The organism is Mycobacterium sp. TY815 (genome assembly GCF_030755135.1).
GTDB lineage: Bacteria > Actinomycetota > Actinomycetes > Mycobacteriales > Mycobacteriaceae > Mycobacterium.
In genome coordinates this window covers 562365-581580 of sequence record NZ_JAUFRX010000001.1, presented here as the reverse complement: position 1 = coordinate 581580, position 19216 = coordinate 562365, and the positions used below count along the sequence as shown (strand labels likewise).

11 protein-coding genes, 1 tRNA gene, 1 pseudogene and 1 riboswitch are annotated in these 19216 nt (G+C 65.7%); of the genes and pseudogenes, 6 read left to right on the top strand and 7 right to left on the bottom strand.

Annotated elements, in window-relative coordinates; all coding sequences use genetic code 11:
• Window positions 1-381: 381 nt before the first annotated feature.
• Entirely contained in the window at window positions 382-8949 is an 8568-nt protein-coding gene (locus QXK92_RS02395; protein ID WP_306240067.1) for a PPE family protein, read from the top strand.
• A gap of 99 nt (window positions 8950-9048) precedes the next feature.
• A complete protein-coding gene (locus QXK92_RS02390) occupies window positions 9049-10260 on the top strand; it encodes a sensor histidine kinase (protein ID WP_306240066.1) in 1212 nt (403 codons plus the stop codon).
• Window positions 10261-10277: 17 nt separating this feature from the next.
• Here the strand turns inward: QXK92_RS02390 and QXK92_RS02385 are convergent, their stop codons facing one another.
• The 4 genes from QXK92_RS02385 to QXK92_RS02370 all read right to left on the bottom strand — a co-directional run bounded on the left by QXK92_RS02385 (window position 10278) and on the right by QXK92_RS02370 (window position 13656).
• On the bottom strand, window positions 10278-10922 hold the full coding sequence (locus QXK92_RS02385) for a response regulator transcription factor (protein ID WP_306240065.1): 645 nt from the start codon (window positions 10920-10922) through the stop codon (window positions 10278-10280).
• Between the two features lie 226 nt (window positions 10923-11148).
• Complete coding sequence (locus tag QXK92_RS02380) at window positions 11149-11730, bottom strand: alpha/beta fold hydrolase (RefSeq protein ID WP_306240064.1); 582 nt, start codon at window positions 11728-11730, stop codon at window positions 11149-11151.
• 11 nt (window positions 11731-11741) lie between these two features.
• A complete protein-coding gene (locus QXK92_RS02375) occupies window positions 11742-12269 on the bottom strand; it encodes a YbhB/YbcL family Raf kinase inhibitor-like protein (RefSeq protein WP_306240063.1) in 528 nt (175 codons plus the stop codon).
• A 19-nt stretch (window positions 12270-12288) separates the two neighbouring features.
• The gene (locus tag QXK92_RS02370; protein ID WP_306240062.1) at window positions 12289-13656 is read right to left on the bottom strand and encodes a M20/M25/M40 family metallo-hydrolase; all 1368 of its coding nucleotides are present in this window, start codon (window positions 13654-13656) and stop codon (window positions 12289-12291) included.
• Window positions 13657-13812: 156 nt separating this feature from the next.
• Here QXK92_RS02370 and QXK92_RS02365 point away from each other — a divergent pair.
• A tRNA-Leu gene (locus tag QXK92_RS02365) sits at window positions 13813-13898 on the top strand.
• Between the two features lie 121 nt (window positions 13899-14019).
• Here the strand turns inward: QXK92_RS02365 and QXK92_RS02360 are convergent.
• Window positions 14020-14385 carry a hypothetical protein gene (locus tag QXK92_RS02360; protein ID WP_371934484.1) on the bottom strand — a complete coding sequence of 122 codons (366 nt, stop codon included), beginning with the start codon at window positions 14383-14385 and terminating at the stop codon, window positions 14020-14022.
• 21 nt (window positions 14386-14406) lie between these two features.
• Window positions 14407-14498: riboswitch (glycine riboswitch) on the top strand.
• Window positions 14499-14996: 498 nt separating this feature from the next.
• On the opposite strand from QXK92_RS02360, the gene gcvH reads away from it, so the two are divergent.
• The 3 genes and pseudogenes from gcvH to QXK92_RS02345 form a co-directional block, all read left to right on the top strand.
• Window positions 14997-15392, top strand: coding sequence for a glycine cleavage system protein GcvH (gcvH, locus tag QXK92_RS02355; RefSeq protein ID WP_306240061.1), 396 nt, complete (start codon window positions 14997-14999; stop codon window positions 15390-15392).
• An 84-nt stretch (window positions 15393-15476) separates the two neighbouring features.
• A complete protein-coding gene (locus tag QXK92_RS02350; protein WP_306240060.1) occupies window positions 15477-16871 on the top strand; it encodes an L-serine ammonia-lyase in 1395 nt (464 codons plus the stop codon).
• 204 nt (window positions 16872-17075) lie between these two features.
• Window positions 17076-17774, top strand: a pseudogene (locus tag QXK92_RS02345) (phosphoribosyltransferase); the annotation flags it as partial.
• Between the two features lie 7 nt (window positions 17775-17781).
• Here QXK92_RS02345 and QXK92_RS02340 read toward each other — a convergent pair.
• Window positions 17782-18108: a hypothetical protein gene (locus QXK92_RS02340; protein ID WP_306240059.1), complete on the bottom strand. Its 327-nt coding sequence runs from the start codon at window positions 18106-18108 to the stop codon at window positions 17782-17784.
• A 96-nt stretch (window positions 18109-18204) separates the two neighbouring features.
• Complete coding sequence (locus tag QXK92_RS02335; protein ID WP_306240058.1) at window positions 18205-19005, bottom strand: DivIVA domain-containing protein; 801 nt, start codon at window positions 19003-19005, stop codon at window positions 18205-18207.
• Window positions 19006-19216 lie beyond the last annotated feature (211 nt).

Sequence of the window (19216 nt, the reverse complement as noted above, 5' to 3'; positions counted from 1 at the left end):
ACTGTCGCGCGGATGTGAGCGCCGGGGCCTCGGGCAGCGGGCGGAATCGATGGATGAAATTTCCTCCCCCTATTGGGGGAGGATTTCCCGGCATTCGACCTCGCTCAGTGCCAACGAGAAGATCTGCTTAGAACTGACTACCGCTGTGCTGCAACAATTTTGGCATCTCTGCCGATCGCCGAAACACGTTCGCCGACCGCACAGCCCAGCGCCGGCCATCGCAGAATCAGCCGTTTGCGCATTCCGCAAAGTTGCCTTCGAATGACGGTGATCTCCGCTCGCCGCAGCTAAGCGATGGCAGAGCGGGATCACCTGCCCGCAGGGATTCACCGCCCCCGCACTGCGGCGCCGACCATCTGTTGCGGCCTAGGGAGAGATGTGATGGATTTCGCGAGGTTTCCGCCGGAGCTCAATTCCGGACGGTTGTTTGCCGGTCCTGGGCCCAGCCCCCTCCTCGCGGCTGCCGCGGGGTGGCGAAGTCTGGCCGCTGAATTGGGCTCGTGTGCAGCCGCTTTCACCAGGCTGACCACCGGGCTGACCGGGTCTTCCTGGCAAGGCGCGGCATCGGCGGCGATGCTGGACGCGACCGCACCCTACGCGGGGTGGCTGACTGGGGCAGCCGTCGACGCTGAGCAGGCGGCCACCCAAGCCCGTTTGGCCGCAAGCGCTTTCGAGGCCGCGCGAGCGGCAACCGTACACCCGCAGATCATCGCGACGAACCGCGGCGCACTCATTCGCCTCGTGACCGCGAACCTGCTCGGGCTGAACGCACCGGCGATCGCCGCTGTCGAGGCCGAGTACGAGCAGATGTGGGCGCAGGACGTATCCGCGCTCTTGTCCTACCACGCAGAGGCTTCGACCATCGCCTCAGCGCTGACCCCCCTCTCCCCCAACGGTTCCGCAAGTGCCGCGGCGGCCAACCCACCCTTTGCGAACCTGGGCTTCGCGAATCTCGGCTCCGGCAACATCGGACGCGCGAATCTCGGAGACTTCAACATCGGATCCGCGAACGTCGGCAACGCCAACATCGGCAGCGCAAACATCGGCGGCGGCAACCGTGGCTTCGGCAACCACGGCGACGGCAACATCGGCTTCGGAAACCTCGGCAATCGCAACATCGGGCCCGGGAACCTCGGCAGCGACAACCGCGGCTTCTGGAATGCCGGTAATGCCAACGTCGGCCTCGCCAACGCCGGCAACGCCAATACCGGCATCGCCAACACCGGCAGCAACAACATCGGCATCGGTCTCAGCGGCAACGGTGAAATCGGCTTCGGCGCACTGAATTCGGGTATCGCCAATGTCGGCCTCCTCAACTCCGGCACCGGCAACATCGGCCTGCTGAACTCCGGCACCGGCAACGTCGGCATCGGCAACTCGGGCACCGGAAACTGGGGCATCGGGAATGCAGGCGGCACCAACACCGGCATCGCCAACACCGGCAGCTACAACACCGGATTCCTCAACGCCGGCAGCACGAACACCGGCGCGAGCAACACCGGCGGCTACAACACGGGTTTCTTCAACGTCGGTAGCGCCAACACCGGCAGCTACAACACCGGCAGTTTCAATACCGGAGGCCTGAATTCCGGCAACTACAACACCGGCTACTACAACACCGGAAACGTCAACACCGGCGCGTTCATCCGGGGCAACTGCAGCAACGGACTTTTTGTCACCGGCGACAACCAGGGCCAGATCAGCGCCCACATCGCGATTGATATCCCGACCATTCCCGTCGACATCGCATCGAACAACCCGGTCAATCAGACGCTGGTGGTCGGTGGTCAGGACTGGGACATCCCGGGCTACGACTATCCCAAGACCTATTTCCTGAACGGCGCCTTCTATATCGGACCGCTCTACATCTCGCCGTCGACGCTCACCGCCCCGACGGTGACGGTGGTTATCGGCAGCCCGACGACGTCGATCGACGCCACGCTGGTCGGAGCCCTGCAGGGCGGAACCATCCAGATCCTGGATATCCCCGCCGCTCCCGGGTTCGGCAATTCGACCACCGCCCCGTCGTCGGGATTCTTCAACTCCGGCACCGGCGCCGCGTCCGGCTTCGGCAACGGCGGCGCCGACGTCTCGGGCTTTCGCAACCTGTCCTCCGGAACCGTCTCGGGCTTGCGGAATGTCGGTGCGCTGCAGTCAGGTTTGGCCAACTACGGCACCGCAGTCTCCGGTTATGTCAACACCGCCGCTCCCGCCTACCTCTCCGGTTTCGCCAACTCGGGCGCGGACCTGGCCGGCGTGCTGCGCGACAGCGCGACCGGGACCGCGTTCAACGCCGGTCTGGCGAATGCCGGCGTCTGGAACCTGGGCTTCGGCAACACCGGCAACCACAACCTCGGCAACGGCAACATCGGCGACACCAACTGGGGCAGCGGCAATCTCGGCAACCACAACCTCGGCAGCGGCAACATCGGAACCGGCAACCTCGGCTTCGGCAACACCGGCCAGAACAACATCGGCCTCGGCAACACCGGCCAGGGCAACATCGGCCTCGGACTCACCGGCACCAACCAACTCGGCCTGGGCCCCCTGAACTCCGGCACCAACAACATCGGCCTGTTCAACACCGGCACCAACAACATCGGCTTCTTCAACTCCGGCGACGGCAACTGGGGCATCGCCAACACCGGCGACTTCAACACCGGCCTCGCCAACCCCGGCCACACCAACACCGGCCTGTTCAACACCGGCACCGCCAACACCGGCCTAGCCAACACCGGCAACTACAACACCGGCCTGGCCAACACCGGCAACACCAACACCGGCAGCTTCAACCCCGGCAACACCAACACCGGACCCGCCAACCCCGGCAACTACAACACCGGCCTCGCCAACAGCGGCGACACCAACACCGGCGCCTACAACACCGGCACCATGAACAACGGCCTGCTCTGGCGCGGCGACAACCAAGGCCAGATCGGCGCCTACTACGCGATCCATGTTCCGGAGATCGCATTGAATCTGACCGGGACCATCCCCGTGGACATCCCCGTCAGCGGCAGCTTCACGACCACCGTGTACCACGGCGTCACGATCAAGGACATCCCCTTCGGCACCACTGTCGCGCTCGGGCCCATCCCGGTCTTGGAGGGCACCGTCAACTCGCTCACCATCCCGCCCGTGTACGCATCAGGTCCCACGCCGGTTATCCAGATCGGCAACCCGGACGGCTCCACCGCGATCGTCATCCCCGCCTTCGCCAGCCTCGGGCCTGCCGACCTGACCCTGCTCGACTTCGGCAACGCTGCGGGATTCGGCAATTCCACGACCACTCCGTCATCGGGCTTTTTCAACTCCGGTACCGGCTCCGCGTCCGGCTTCGCCAACGTCGGCGCCGATAGCTCCGGCTTCCGCAATCTCTCGACGGGGACTGTCTCGGGCTTCCGCAATGTGGGGGCGTCGTTGTCGGGCATGACGAATCTCGGCGACACCGTCTCGGGCTTGTTCAACACCGGCCTGGGCGCACCGGCTGACGTCTCGGGCTTCGCCAACCTCGGCACCAACCTCGCCGGCCTGTACCGCGACGGCGTGACGGGGATGACGACCTACAACCTCGGTCTGGCCAATGTCGGCGCGTTGAACGCGGGCCTGGGCAACGTCGGCGACTATAACCTCGGCGCCGGCAATGTCGGTGACTACAACCTCGGCGGCGGGCAAATCGGCTCCGGCAACGGAGGTTTCGGCAACCTCGGCGCACATAATCTCGGGTCTGCAAATCTGGGGGTCCACAACATCGGCCGGGCCAACATCGGTGATTACAACCACGGGCTCGCCAATGCCGGCAATGCCAACAGCGGTATCGCCAACACCGGCGACTCCAACATCGGCTTCGGCAATTCCGGCAACAACAACATCGGCATCGGCCTCACCGGCAACGGCGAAATCGGCTTTGGGGCAATCAATTCCGGGAGCGCGAACATCGGGCTGTTCAACTCCGGCACCGGCAATACCGGATTGTTCAACTCCGGTACCGGCAACGTCGGCATCGGCAACTCGGGCACGGCGAACTGGGGACTCGGGAACAGCGGTCACCTGAATACGGGCCTGCTCAACTCCGGCACCCTCAACACCGGCGGCCTCAATTCCGGCGCGGTCAACACCGGCTTCGTCAACGCGGGTGATTACAACTCCGGCAGCTTCGACGCCGGCAGCTTCAACACCCTGGGATTCAACCCGGGTTGGTACAACACGGGTTTGGCCAATACCGGCCACTACAACACCGGCCTGGCCAATTCGGGCGATGGGAACACCGGGGCGTTCATCGCCGGGAACTTCAGCAACGGCCTGTTGTGGCGAGGCGATTACCAGGGCCTGATCGGCTACAGCTACACCATCTCCATCCCGGACACCGCCATCCCGGTTGATGCCGGCATCACCGTCCCGATCGACATCCCGATCAGCGCAACCCTGGGCACCCTGACCGTTCAGGGCTTCACCATTCCCAAGTACACCGCCGACATCAACATCCTGAGCACCGGCGAGACGCAGGCCATCAGCGTCGGCCCGATCACGCTGGGCAACATCGCGATCTCCCTACCGGCCATCGAGACCACGCTCGGCGGGCCGACCACTGCCATCAGCCTGACCGGCACCGGCGACATCGGCCCCGTCGCCATCCCAGTCATCGACATTCCTGCCGCCCCGGGCTTCGGCAACTCCACCAGCGTCCCGTCCTCCGGCTTCTTCAACACCGGTGCCGGCAGTTCCTCGGGGCTGGCCAATGTCGGGGCCAACACCTCCGGTTTCTTCAACGTCGGCGGCACCGGAATCTCCGGCGCCAAGAACCTCGGCAGCCTGATCTCCGGTATGGCGAACCTCGGCAACACCATGTCGGGCGTGCTCAACACCAGCACGCTCGACCTGAGCGCCGCGGCCGACATTTCGGGGGTGGCCAACAGAGGCAGCGACCTGTCGGGCCTGTTCGCCAATTTCGCGGTATCGAACCTCGGCTTCGCCAACGACGGCAGCCTCAACCTGGGCAGTGGGAACGTCGGCCACGCCAATCTCGGCAGCGGAAACATCGGCGACACCAACGTCGGCAGCGCGAATATCGGCAACGTCAATCTGGGCTTCGGAAACCACGGCGCGCACAATGTCGGCTCCGGCAACGTGGGCGATCACAACCTCGGTTTCGGAACCATCGGAGATCACAACCGCGGATTCGCCAACGCGGGCGACCACAACCTCGGGTTCGGAAACACCGGCAACGCCAACATCGGCTTCGCCAACACCGGCGAGGGCAACATCGGCATCGGGCTCACCGGCAACGGCCAGGTCGGATTCGGGGCCCTGAACTCCGGCAGTGGCAATCTCGGGTTGTTCAACTCCGGCACCGGCAACATCGGCCTGCTCAATTCCGGCACCGGCAATATCGGAATTGGCAACTCCGGCAACGCAAACCACGGTATCGGCAATGCCGGGGTCGGCAACACCGGGATCGAGAACGCGGGCAACTACAACACGGGACTGTGGAATCCGGGCGATGCCAACACCGGCGTCGGCAACTCGGGCGGCTACAGCACGGGCGCCTTCAACGCAGGCGTGGCCAACACCGGGCTGGCCAACCCGGGCAGCTACAACACGGGCAGCTACAACCTCGGCAGCACCAACACCGGCGGCTTCAACTCCGGTGATTACAACACCGGTTTCGTCAACCCCGGGGATTACAACACCGGCCTGCTCAACACCGGCGATGTCAACACCGGGGCGTTCAATGCCGGCACCTACAGCAACGGCTTTTTCTGGCGGGGCGATTACCAAGGGCTGTACGGCTTGCACGCCGGAATCCACATCCCCGAGTTCTCGCCGGTGGACCTCGACTTCGACATCCCGGTGAATATCCCCATCACTGTCGATATCGCCAACATCGTCGTCAATTCGTTCACCATCAAACCGATCACGGTGAGTCTGCTGGGATCGTCGTACCTCAGCGTCACCTTCGGCACCATCTCCATCCCGGCGATCACCGGAGTCGTGCCCGCTGTCAATGCGTTGATCGGGGGGCCCGGCACCTCGATTCCGATCGCCATCAACAGCGGCATCGGACCGATCGACATCACCTTCCTCGACATCCCCGCCGCTCCCGGGTTCGGCAATTCGACCACCGCCCCGTCGTCGGGATTCTTCAACTCCGGCACCGGCGCCGCGTCCGGCTTCGGCAATGGCGGCGCCGACGTCTCGGGCTTGCGCAACCTGTCCTCCGGAACCGTCTCGGGCTACCGCAATGCCGGGGCGCTGCAATCGGGTCTGGCCAACTACGGCACCACCGTCTCGGGCGTCTACAACAGCAGCGCCGGCACCGCCGGGCGTGTACTCAACGCGGGCCTGGCCAACACCGGCGTCTGGAACCTGGGCTTCGGCAACAGCGGCAACCACAACCTCGGCAACGGCAACATCGGCGACACCAACTGGGGCAGCGGCAATCTCGGCAACCACAACCTCGGCAGCGGCAACATCGGAACCGGCAACCTCGGCTTCGGCAACACCGGCCAGAGCAACATCGGCCTCGGCAACACCGGCCAGAACAACATCGGCCTCGGCAACACCGGCCAGGGCAACATCGGCCTCGGACTCACCGGCACCAACCAACTCGGCCTGGGCCCCCTGAACTCCGGCACCAACAACATCGGCCTGTTCAACACCGGCACCAACAACATCGGCTTCTTCAACTCCGGCGACGGCAACTGGGGCATCGCCAACACCGGCGACTTCAACACCGGCCTCGCCAACCCCGGCCACACCAACACCGGCCTGTTCAACACCGGCACCGCCAACACCGGCCTGGCCAACACCGGCAACTACAACACCGGCCTGGCCAACACCGGCAACACCAACACCGGTAGCTTCAACCCCGGCAACACCAACACCGGACCCGCCAACCCCGGCAACTACAACACCGGCCTCGCCAACAGCGGCGACACCAACACCGGCGCCTACAACACCGGCAGCATGAACAACGGCTTCTTCTGGCGCGGCGACAACCAAGGCCAGCTCGGCGCCTACTACGCGATCACCGCGCCGGAAATTCCGGCGTACCTCACCGTCGACATCCCGCTCAACATCCCGATCACCGTCAGCGTCGGCGACGTCCAGATCAACCCGGTCACCATTCCCAAGATCTCGTTCAGCGGGCTGGACGACGGTCTCGGCGGAGAGGTTGTCGGTTACATCGGCCCCGTCAGCGTCTACGGAGCCGAGACGGGCGACCCGATTCTGATCAGCTTCGGAGACCAACCCGCGGTGGCGATCAATATCGGCAACCCCGACGAATCGACGGTGATAGGTATCGACGCGTCGGGCGGGGTGGGGCCTGTCAGCATCCCGCTCATCAACGCTCCGGCGGCGCCCGGCTTCGGCAACTCGACCATCACCCCGTCGTCCGGATTCTTCAACTCCGGCAACGGATCTGCCTCGGGCTTCGGCAACGCCGGCGTCGACGGCTCCGGCTTCCGCAACCTCTCCTTTGGCGGCGTCTCGGGCTACCGCAACGCCGGCGCGCTGCAATCGGGTCTGCTGAACTTCGGCAACACCGTCTCGGGGGTCTTCAACACCGCGGCGCCGACCAGCGTCTCCGGTTTCGCCAATGTCGGTACCGACCTGGCCGGCCTGTTCCGTGACGGACCCAGCGGGACGGTGCTGAACCTGGGGCTCGCCAATGTCGGTCAGCTCAATCTGGGTCTGGCCGATGTCGGTGACTACAACCTGGGCAGCGGTAATGTCGGCGACTTCAACGCCGGCAACGGCAATCTCGGCGCCCACAATCTGGGCAGCGGCAACCTCGGCAGCCACAACGTGGGCAGCGGCAACATCGGCGATGCGAACATCGGATTCGGCAACACCGGCCAGGGCAACATCGGCTTCGGGCTGACCGGCACCGGCCAGGTCGGGTTCGGTCCGCTGAACTCCGGCGGCGCCAACGTCGGCCTGTTCAATTCGGGCACCGGCAACGTCGGCTTCTTCAACTCCGGCGACGGAAACTGGGGCATCGCCAACTCGGGGGACTACAACACCGGACTGTTTAACGCCGGTACCGCCAATACCGGCGTCGCCAACGTCGGCGATTACAACACCGGCAGCTACAACGCCGGTTCCACCAATACCGGCAGCTTGAACCCCGGCAGTTACAACACTGGCCTGTTCAACCCGGGCAGCGTCAACACCGGACTGCTCAACACCGGCAACTCCAATACCGGCCTGGCCAACGCCGGCAACGTCGACACCGGCGCCTTCATCACCGGCAGTTACAGCAACGGCCTGTTGTGGCGGGGCGACTACCAGGGCCTGGTCTCCGTGGGGTACTCCTCGACCGTTCCCGAGATCCCTTGGCACTACGACGTGAACGCGCCCATCGAGATCCCGGTCACCGGCCACATCAACGCGATCACCCTGGACGAGTTCAACATTTCCGATATCCCGATCAAAGTCCAACTGCAGCAGACGATCTGCTATCCGTGGTACGAGTACCCGTACTACCGGTGTAGCACGGTGACGACGACGCTCTACAACGACAGCATCGGCGGCTGGACGATCAGTCCCACCACTTTGCTGTCGGAGACGGTCATCGACGAATCATTCGGTCAGACAGTCGATTTCCCCGGCAGCGGGACCGTGGGCCCATACACCTTCGGCTTCGAGCACCAGCAGAATCCGGGATTCTTCAACTCGTCGACCGAGCCGTCGTCCGGGTTCTTCAACTCCGGCGGCGGGGGCGCATCGGGCTTCTTCAATGCCGGCGACACCGGGGTGTCCGGCCTATTCAACGACTTCGCGAACACCTCGGGCCTGCTCAACGACGGAGGGCCGGGCAACTCGGGCTATCTGAACACCGGTCAGCTGGAATCGGGTCTGGCCAATGTCGGCACCACCCTCTCCGGCGTCGGAAACGTCGGCACCGACCTGTCCGGATTCTTCAACAACTTCGCGTGGCCGTGACGCGCGCGCCTGATCGATTCGGTGTTCTGACTCAACTGAAATGGGGCTACGCCGTTGTACATTCGCAGAAGCAACGCGCGCGGCAACGTTAGGTGACTCATGAACAGCCCAGACATCGAACAGGTCCTGCGACGGCAGCGGTTGCGCTCACTGCAGGGCGGATCACTGCTTCGCGTCGGCGTTCTCGCCATCATGATCGTCGCGATGCTGATCGCCGACGATCCGGCCCGGCTGCCGGCGAAAGCTGTGTTACTGGGCATCTACGCCGTGGTGACAGTCGCCGCGTTGCTCATCGCCTTTCTGGGGCCGCATCATTTCGAGGATGACACGGCGCTGATGACCCTCGGTCTGGCCGACGTCGCCACCGTGTTCGGTTTCAAGCTTCTGTCACCCGGCGGCTACATCCCGCTCCTGGTGATGGCGCTGTTGCCACGCATGGTGGCGGTCGAGTTGTCGCTGCGGCGAGCGGGAGCGGTGTTGGCCACCAGCCTCGCGGTGTTCACCGCGTCACTGCTACAGGATCCGGTCATCATGCCGCGGGTCGGCGCCTGGGAAGTGGCGCTGATCGTGTTGATGTACGGATTCGTCTGCACCACAGCGTTTTTGATGGTCATCTTCCGGTTACGCAATGTCGACGAGATGGCCAGACTCACGACCTCGCGCGAGGAGCTGCTGGCTCAGACGATGACCGCCTCGCAGGACGAGCGCCGGCAGATATCAGAGTTCATCCACGACGGACCGCTGCAGGACGTCTTGGCGGCCCGCCGGGATCTCGCCAGCTTCCTCAAAGTTTCCCCGGACGCCCCGCTTGAACAGGCCCTGACCAGTCTGCGGGAAGCCTCACAACTGCTCCGCGAAGCCACGTTCGAACTGCACCCGGCCCTGCTCGAGCAAGTGGGCCTGGCCGCGGCGGTGGACAAACTGGTATCAGTCACCGCAGAGCGCTCCGGCATCGCGATATCGACCGACATCGACTACCCCGACCCGAATCCGATCGATCCGATCCTGTTCGGGGTCATCCGCGAATTGGTCTCCAATGTGGCCCGCCATTCGCAGGCCAGTTCGGCGACGGTGACACTGGCCGTGCACCACGGCGTTGCGCGCGTCGACGTGGTGGACGACGGGGTGGGGATCGCCGCCGACATCGCCGCCCGCCGTTTCGCCGAGGGGCACATCGGTCTTGCCTCGCACCGGGCGCGCGTGCAGGCCGCCGGCGGCGCACTGACAGTCATCGATGAACCCGGCGGGGCGCACGTCCGGGTGGAGCTGCCGTTGCGCACCTGTGTCGTGTCGGAGCGGGCATACGCGTGACCCGCCCGGGTTGACCGCTATTCCAGCAGACGTCGCCGCATCGCCTCGGCGACGGCCGCTCCCCGATCGGAGACACCGAGTTTTTCATAGAGGGTTTGCACATGCGTCTTGATCGTGCTGCGCGCCAGGTGAAGTCGCGCGGCGATCTGCGGCACCGACATCCCTTCGGCCATCATGGTGATCACCTGGGTCTCGCGCTCGGTCAGCGAGGTCGTCGCTCCCCTGCCGCGCCGCCTGACCTCACCGGCCAGACCGCCGGCCACTCCGGCCGGCAGATACGACTCTCCCTCGGCGCACCGGAGCACGGCGTTGACGATCTCGTCGGCGTCGGATTCTTTCGTCAGAAAGCCGGAGGCGCCCTCGGCCAGTGCCTTGAACACAACCGGACTGTCATCGAACGCAGTCAGCAATACCACGCTGGTGGGCACACCGTCGCGGACGACGGCATGGGTGACCTCGACGCCGTCCAGGCCGGGCATCTTGTAGTCCAGCAGTGCGACCGTGGGCTTAAATTTCCTGATGGCGTCCAATGCCGCGCGCCCGTCGGCGACCTGCGCGACCACATCAACCCGGCCGCTGGCCTTGAGGGCCCGCACGACCCCTTGTCGCATTACCGGGTGATCGTCGGCTACGACGACGGTGACGCGGTCGGTGGTGGTCATCGGCTCTCCATGCGGTCTCGGCCAAGTCGTCCGGGCCCCGGCACCAGGCGGGGCGCCTCTCATTGTTGCCTCCCGGACCCTTTGCCGCGCTGATTTGCCGCCCAAGGTCGGCGTGGCGCGCAGACCGCGCCGGAGCAGGCGCGGCGTAATCCGGACTACGCGACGGACGGCCGCTGGGGCGACCGGGTTCCGCGACCGGGTGGGCCCGCGGGCCGCCGCGCCGGCCTCAACGTTGTCCCGCCAGGCATTGGGCAACGAAATCAGTTGTGTGACTATGCCATTCACGCCAATTCCGGACCATGGCGTGGCCCGCACCGGTGATTCCCACCCATCGCGCATCCAGCCCCCGCCGGCTGGCGCGCTGCGTCTGCACGCACGAGATCCCCGGATCGGTCCGCGTGTCGGCGGTGCCGTGCACGACCAGCAGGCGCGTGCCGGGCGGTATCAGGTCACCCTTGTCCCCGGCCCACCACGGCGCGAGCGCCACCACGGCGTCAATGCCACCCCCGGCCGCCAATTGCGCGGCGACCCGCCCACCCATCGAATGACCAACCAGCACAAGCTTTTCCGGCGCCCATTGCAGTCGGCAGCTGCGCAACACCTCGGCGGCGTCGTGCACCGGATCCCGCTGCGGGCTGTTCCAGCCACGCAACCGGTACTGCACACGTCGCACGACGATGTCCGAGTCCAGCCGGCGCCGCAGAGCACGAGCAAGGAACACCATCCGGAGGTTGGCGGGCTGCCACCAGCGCGACGGCTCCTCGCTGCGCACTCTGCCGCCCGGTAGAACCAGGACGCACCCGCGCACGGGTTGGTTGCTTATGTCTGCTCGTACGTCGCGTGGATGACGGCGCGGGCGATCGCATGCTGAAAGAGGTTGAAGCCCAGGTAAGCCGGGGTTGCGTCCTCCGGCAGATCGAGTTTGTCGACATCGACGGCGTGCACGGCGACGTAGTAGCGGTGCGGACCGTGCCCGGGAGGCGGTGCGGCGCCGATGTAACGACGCTGACCGGCATCGTTGGCCAATGTCAGGGCGCCACCAGGCAATTCGCCGCCGTCGCCGACACCGGCGGGCAACTCGGTGACGTCAGCGGGCAGGTTGGCCACCGCCCAGTGCCAGAACCCGGACGCCGTCGGGGCGTCGGGGTCATAGACGGTGACTGCGAAGCTGCGCGTCTCGGCCGGGAAGCCCGACCAGCTCAGCTGCGGGCTGACATCCTCACCCCCGGCACCCATGATGCCGCTGACCTGCGGGTTGGACAGCGGCTGCCCGTCGGTGATCGACTCCGAGGTCAGGGTGAACGACGGCAGCTCCGGCAGCGCGTCGTAAGGGTTCGGCACTGTCATGGTCAGTCCTCTCGTGTCATCAGCAGTGGGTGAGAAAGTGCGCCAGCACCTGGGTGCCGAATTTCAGCGCGTCGATGGGTACCCGCTCGTCCACGCCGTGGAACAGCGACGTGAAGTCCAGGTCCGGCGGCAGCCGCAGCGGACTGAAGCCGAAGCAACGAATCCCCAGCCGCATGAACGATTTCGCGTCCGTGCCGCCGGACAGCATGTAGGGCACCGTGCGGGCACCCGGGTCGAGGGCCAGCACGGCAGCGTTCATCGCGTCCACCAGATCACCGTCGAAAGTGGTCTCGTACGAGCTCAGGCTCCGGATCCACTCCCGGCTCACGTCGGGTCCGAGCAGCGCGTCCACCTCGGCTTCGAAGGCCGCCAGGCGGCCGGGCAGCACCCGGCAGTCGATCACCGCTTCCGCGGTCGCCGGCACCACATTGGCCTTGTAGCCTGCCTTGAGCATCGTCGGGTTCGCGGTGTCGTGCAGCACTGCCTTGAGCATCCTGGCCATCGGGCCCAGTTTGTCGATCATCCCGTCGAGGTCGGGTGAGTCGACGTCGAAGGCCAGACCGGTCTCCTCGCTGACGGCGGCCAGGAACTGGGCGACGGTGTCGGTGACCACGAGCGGGAACTGGTGACGGCCCAGACGGGCCACGGCCTCGGCGACGGCGGTGACCGCATTGTTGTCGTGCACCATCGACCCGTGTCCGGCGCGCCCCCGCGCGGTCAGCCGCATCCACTGGATGCCCTTCTCGGCAGTCTCGATCAGATACAGGCGGCGCTCTCCGCCATCGTGGCGTGGCACCGTCAACGAGAAGCCACCGACCTCACCGATCGCCTCGGTGACGCCGTCGAACAGATCCGGCCGGTTGTCGACGAGCCACTGGGCCCCGTATTTGCCGCCGTGTTCCTCGTCGGCGACGAACGCGAACACCAGGTCCCGCGGCGGCACGATGCCGGCTCGGCGGAAATGCCGGGCCAGCACCAGGGTCATGCCGACCATGTCTTTCATGTCGACGGCGCCGCGGCCCCAGACGTAACCGTCCTCGATCGCACCGGAAAACGGGTGCACGCTCCAGTCGGCGGGTTCTGCCGGGACCACGTCGAGATGACCGTGGATCATCAGGGCGTCGCGGGTACGGTCTGCGCCGCGGAGGCGGGCGAAGACGTTGCCCCGGCCGGGAGCGCCGGACTCGACGTACTCGGTTTCGTAACCGACCTCGGCGAGCTGCTCGGCGATCCAGAGTGCGCACTCGGCCTCGCCCTTGGTCGTCTCGAGCTCGCCGGTATTGCTCGTGTCAAAGCGGATCAGTTGGCTGACGGTTTCGGCCACCTCGTCTGCCGGATCGACAGGGCCCGTCGGGTCGTTCGGCTCAGCCGCCGTTGCACCGGTCACAGTCACCTTTCCTACCACGGTTCGCAGTGGTGGCGATCTGTCCCCCACGGCTGCGTTGCGCTGACAGTCGCGGGGCTGAATGGTGCGACCCGAGGCCGATTGGGCCGACGCGAATCCATCCGATAGCCTTAGCTGCCAACTCATGCGGTTGGTCGGGTCCGAGTGGCGGAATGGCAGACGCGCTAGCTTGAGGTGCTAGTGCCCTACTAATGGGCGTGGGGGTTCAAGTCCCCCCTCGGACACTGTGTGATGAGTCGCGTCATCGGTTACAGGTGAGTCGCGTGATGGGTTGCAGATTCCCCGGACGAGCAGCCTGGTAGTGACTATGTCTGGTCCGGACCCGCTGACCCGCACGCGGTCAGATCACGCGGATGCCATCGGCTCGTCCGACTCCAGTTCAGCCTCGAAGACGGTTTCCTTCTGCAGATGGTGCGGCCGCTTGCGGACCACCGACCAGACGATTGCCAAGACGACGAACCACACCGGCGTGCATTGCAGCGCGTGCAGGGTGTCGGCCTTCTGGGTGAACGCCCAAATGACGAACGCGAAGAACCCAAGCACCGCCCAGCACATCGGCACACCGCCGGGCATCTTGTAGGTCGAGGCGCCTAGATGTCCAAGAGATTGAGCACCCCCGCGAGGGGCCGCGAGCCCCACATTCCAGGCAGCCGCGACACCCCCGACGAAGTTCTCAGGATGACAACGGCGGGTTCGGAAGGTAGCGTCCACCATCACAACTCAAGACGCCGTTGAAGCGCAGCGGGAGAACCTCCGCCACGGAGGCGCCGTAGGAGCAAGTTCCTCCCCGGGAATCTCTCAGGCCCCAGTACCGCAGCGCCGAGGCAACTCTGGAGAACAGCCTCGGCCAAGCCGGGACTTACCGAAGGTGTAGAGCGCATCCGGCCCGCGGGCCGGATGCCCCCAAACTCTCAGGTTCACAGGACAGAGCGGGGAGGTGTCGATTCCAGTTCGGAGACATCCGGACTTCGTGAACCTGGAGGCACCTGGCGTGGTACCTGACGTCTCATCGCAGCTCTACGTTGACTCTTTCTGCACCCGCCATATCGGCCCCGGCCCCACCGCCGTCGCCCGCATGCTCGAGACCGTGGCCTTCGACCGCCTCGACGACCTGATCGACTCGGCCAATCCTGCGCAGATCCGCGGTACCGCGCCGATAATCCTGCCCCTACGAGGCCCGGCTGGGCACGGCAGTCCGATTGAACAAGGACTTCGTAGAGCGCGCTGTGCTACAGGCGTTGTCCGACGGCGACGTCTCACGTGCCCCCTTCCCGTTCTACCGGCGCGGCTGAACCACGGAACCCCTGCAAGGAGTTAGGCACGTGTCCATCCCGAATGACCGCAGTTACACCGACGATCATGAGTGGGTGATGATCGCCCCCGGCGCCGGACTACCGGACACACCGGTGCGAATTGGCGTCACGTCGGTGGCCACGAACTCCCTCGGTGACCTGGTTTTCGTCGACCTCCCTGAGGTGGGCGCCGCTGTCACGGTCGGCGAGGCGTGCGGGGAGCTCGAGTCGACCAAGACCGTCTCCGAGCTTTACCCACCCGTCAGCGGGGCCGTCATCGAGGTGAACCGGGCCGCCGCCGAGGACCCCGCCGTGATCACCGCCGACCCGTACGGTGCCGGCTGGTTGTTCGCCGTCCAGCCCGACGCGGCCGGCGAGCTGCTGACCGCTGCGGAGTACGCGGAGAAAAACGGAGTCAGCGCGTGAACGCCGACCTGAGCGGCCTGCCCGCGCGGATCGCGCAGCTGGCACGTCACTTCCCGATCTACTCAAAATCAAGGGCCTAGACCGGTGACCATCAGCGTGTTCGATCTGTTCACGGTCGGCATCGGACCGTCCAGTTCGCACACGGTTGGGCCGATGCGGGCCGCCGCGCGATTTGCCGAAGAGTTGCGCGGCTCCGATCGGCTCACCCGGGTGGCCAGTGTCCGCGTCGACCTGTACGGGTCACTGGCGGCCACCGGCGCCGGACACGGCACTCAGCCGGCCATCCTGCTGGGTCTGGACGGTCACCTCCCGGAAACCGTTCGGACCGAGGTCAAGGAAGCACGGCTTGCCGAGTTCCGTTCTGGCGCTGCAGTTCTGCTCGGCGGGAGCGTCCCGATCGCACTGCGCGAAGAGGACATGGTGCTCCATCCGCTCACAGTGCTGCCGACGCATCCCAACGGCATGCGCCTGGACGCGGTCGACGGTGACGGCAACACCATCTTCGCCGAGACCTACTTCTCGATCGGCGGGGGCTTCGTGCTCACCGGGACCGAGGCGGCCGCCACGCCGGCGGGCAGCGCAGGCGAGCCGCCCGCCGCGCTGACGTTCTCCTCCGCCGAGGAACTACTGAAACTCACCGAGACCGAGAACATGTCGATCAGCGAGGTCATGCTCGCCCACGAGACCGGTACCCGCAGTGAGGCGGAGGTGCGCCAACGCCTGCTGCACATCCGTGACGTGATGGTCGAATGTGAACGCAACGGCGTCAGTCGCACCGGCATCCTGCCGGGCGGACTGAACGTCCGGCGGCGCGCCCATGACTGGTACCGACGTCTCGACGCCGAGGATCCGAACCGCGCCGCCCATTTCGCTGAGGACTGGGTCAATCTGGTCGCGTTGGCGGTCAACGAGGAGAACGCCTCAGGGGGCCGGGTCGTCACCGCCCCCACCAACGGCGCTGCCGGCATCATCCCCGCCGTTCTGCACTACGCCGTGCACTACACCGCAGCCGGCAAGGCCGACCCCGATGACACGGCGATCCGGTTCCTGCTTACCGCCGGAGCCATCGGGTCGCTGTACAAGGAGCGTGCGTCGATCTCGGGCGCCGAGGTGGGCTGCCAGGGCGAGGTCGGCTCGGCCGCGTCCATGGCCGCCGGCGGACTGGCCGAAATCCTTGGCGGCACAACGCAACAGGTTGAGAATGCCGCGGAGATTGCGATGGAGCACAGCCTTGGCCTGACCTGCGACCCCATCGCCGGACTGGTCCAGGTGCCCTGCATCGAGCGCAACGCCATCTCGGCCGGTAAGGCCATCAACGCCGCGCGGATGGCACTGCGCGGCGACGGTACGCATCTGGTCAGCCTCGACGAGGTCATCGACACCATGCGCACTACGGGTCTGGACATGAGTCACAAATACAAGGAGACCGCCACCGGCGGACTGGCTGTGAACGTCTCGGTCAACTACATCGAATGCTGAACTGGACAAGGGAAATGGCTCGCTGAGCGACGAGGCAATCGACGGGGTTCACCTTCTAGGGGGCTCGGACCGAAGCTCGGCGGGTGGGAGCGGCGAGGCCCGCGAGACGACTGCAGTCAGCGCGCGCAGCTGATTGCAGAGTTCTGCACTCAGACTCGGCGTCGTAGGCTAAACGAGGCGCGCAGTCGGGAGTGTGACATGACCCCATCGAGGATCCCATCCAGGGGCTTTCTCCGGCGAATGCCGGCTCGCAGGTACCGCGACCGCCGCGGAGCGGGTCGCGTACTGGCAGCCGAGCTGGCCTCCTATCGCGGCAAACCCGATCTACTCGTGCTCGGCCTCGCTCGCGGCGGCATACCCGTCGCGTGGGAGGTCGCCGCGGCGCTGGGCGCCGAGCTGGACGTGTTTGTGGTTCGAAAGCTCGGCGTTCCGCGCTGGCCCGAACTCGCGATGGGCGCACTGGCCAGCGGCGGCCGGGTGGTGATGAACGACGACGTGGTGTCCAGCCTGCACATCAGTGAGGATGAGGTGCGCTCGGTCATCGAGAGTGAGACGGCGGAGCTGCGCCGCCGCGAACACGCCTACCGCGGCGACCGGGCCGAAGCCGACCCGCGCGGTCGCACCGTGGTGCTGGTCGACGACGGCATCGCCACCGGGGCGAGCATGCTGGCAGCGGTGCGGGCGGTGCGGGCGGCCGGAGCTCGGTCGGTGGTGGTCGCGGTGCCGGTGGGCCCCCGCTCAGCCCGCCGCCAACTCGCCGCCGAAGCCGACGACGTGGTGTTCGCGACGATGCCGGTCGACTTCGACGCCGTCGGACAGGTCTACGCCGATTTCCATCAAGTCACCGACGACGAGGTGCGGGCACTGCTGGCCATACCGGCCGACAACGTCCCGCGGCGCTGAGCGTGCGTTACTTTTTGGAATTCTCGTCGGCGGCCGGGGCGTCGGCAGGCTCGGAGGCGGGCTCGGAGGCTGAGTCGTCAGCCGCGTCGGCGTCGTCGGGGTAGTCGACAGCGTCGAGGGGTTCGCCGTCGTCCTCGTCCTCGTCCGTCGAGTCTTTCTCGTCCCGGCCCGCCTCGCGCTGCTGGCGTTCCCGCACCGCGTCGACGATCAGCAGAATGACGCCCAGGACGCTGGCGCCGATACACACCCACGCCACCAGCTCGTTGCTGGTCACCACGGCAAACACCAAGGCGACAAGCCCGATTAGGGCTAATACGAGCGCAATGATCAGCATTGGTCATCCTCCGGCCGGCGCGGTGCGACTGCCAAACCTACCAGGGCCGACAGCCCCAGAGCCGCAGCCCGCGCGCGTCCAGCCCCCCGCAGTGCGTCAGTTGCCGCGATTGAACTGGTCGAACCCGCCCGAATCGGCGCTGGAATCAACCGGGGCCGCCGACCCACGCTGGCCGAGCTCTTCGAGCTGGGATTCCAGATAAGTCTTGAGGCGGGTGCGGTACTCGCGTTCAAACGTCCGCAGCTGCTCGAGACGGCCTTCCAGCACCGTGCGCTGCTGGTTGATGGTCCCCATGATCTCGGAGTGCTTGCGCTCGGCGTCAGCCTGCAGGGCGTCGGCCTTTTCCTGCGCCTGACGCAGCTGCGTCTCCGACCGCGACGTGGCGTCGGCCAGCATCGCGTCGGCCCGCTGGCGAGCCTCGGCGACCGTGGTCTCGGCGGTATGGCGAGCCTCACTGAGAATCTGGTCGGCGTTGGCGCGGGCGTCGGACAGCATCTTGTCCGATTCCGCCTTGGCCGTGCTGGTCAACCGGTCAGCGGTGTCCTGCGCCAGGCTGAGCACCCGCGCGGCCTTCATGGCCTGTTCCTCGTTGCTGGACGACGGCGCCGCGGCCGGAGCCGCCACCGGCGCGGGCTTCACCGGCTCAGGCTCGGGCTCGAACGTCGGAACGGGCTGGGCAACGGTCGGCGCGGCAGCGCCACCACCGCCGCCGGCGGCCAATTCCTGGTCCAACTCGGCGATGCGCTGACGCAGATCGGAGTTCTCCTCGATCAGCCGGGTCAGCTCGTTTTCCACCAGGTCGAGGAAGGCGTCAACCTCATCTTCGTTGTACCCGCGTTTGCCGATGGGCGGCTTACTGAACGCCACATTGTGGACGTCGGCAGGTGTAAGCGGCATTCTTTGTCCCCTCAAAGTTCCTGGACGGTCAAGCGATCTGGAGAGTCTAAAACGGTGCGGTAGCCGTCTGGCAACTGCCGCCCATCCTGTCACACCAGACTCGGCGGTTGCCGATTGGACTAATAAATAAGGAGCAATTTCAATCTCTAAGGCAAATAAATCACATTTCTTAGAAGAGAAAAATCACGCGCATCCCACTTGTCGCCGAATC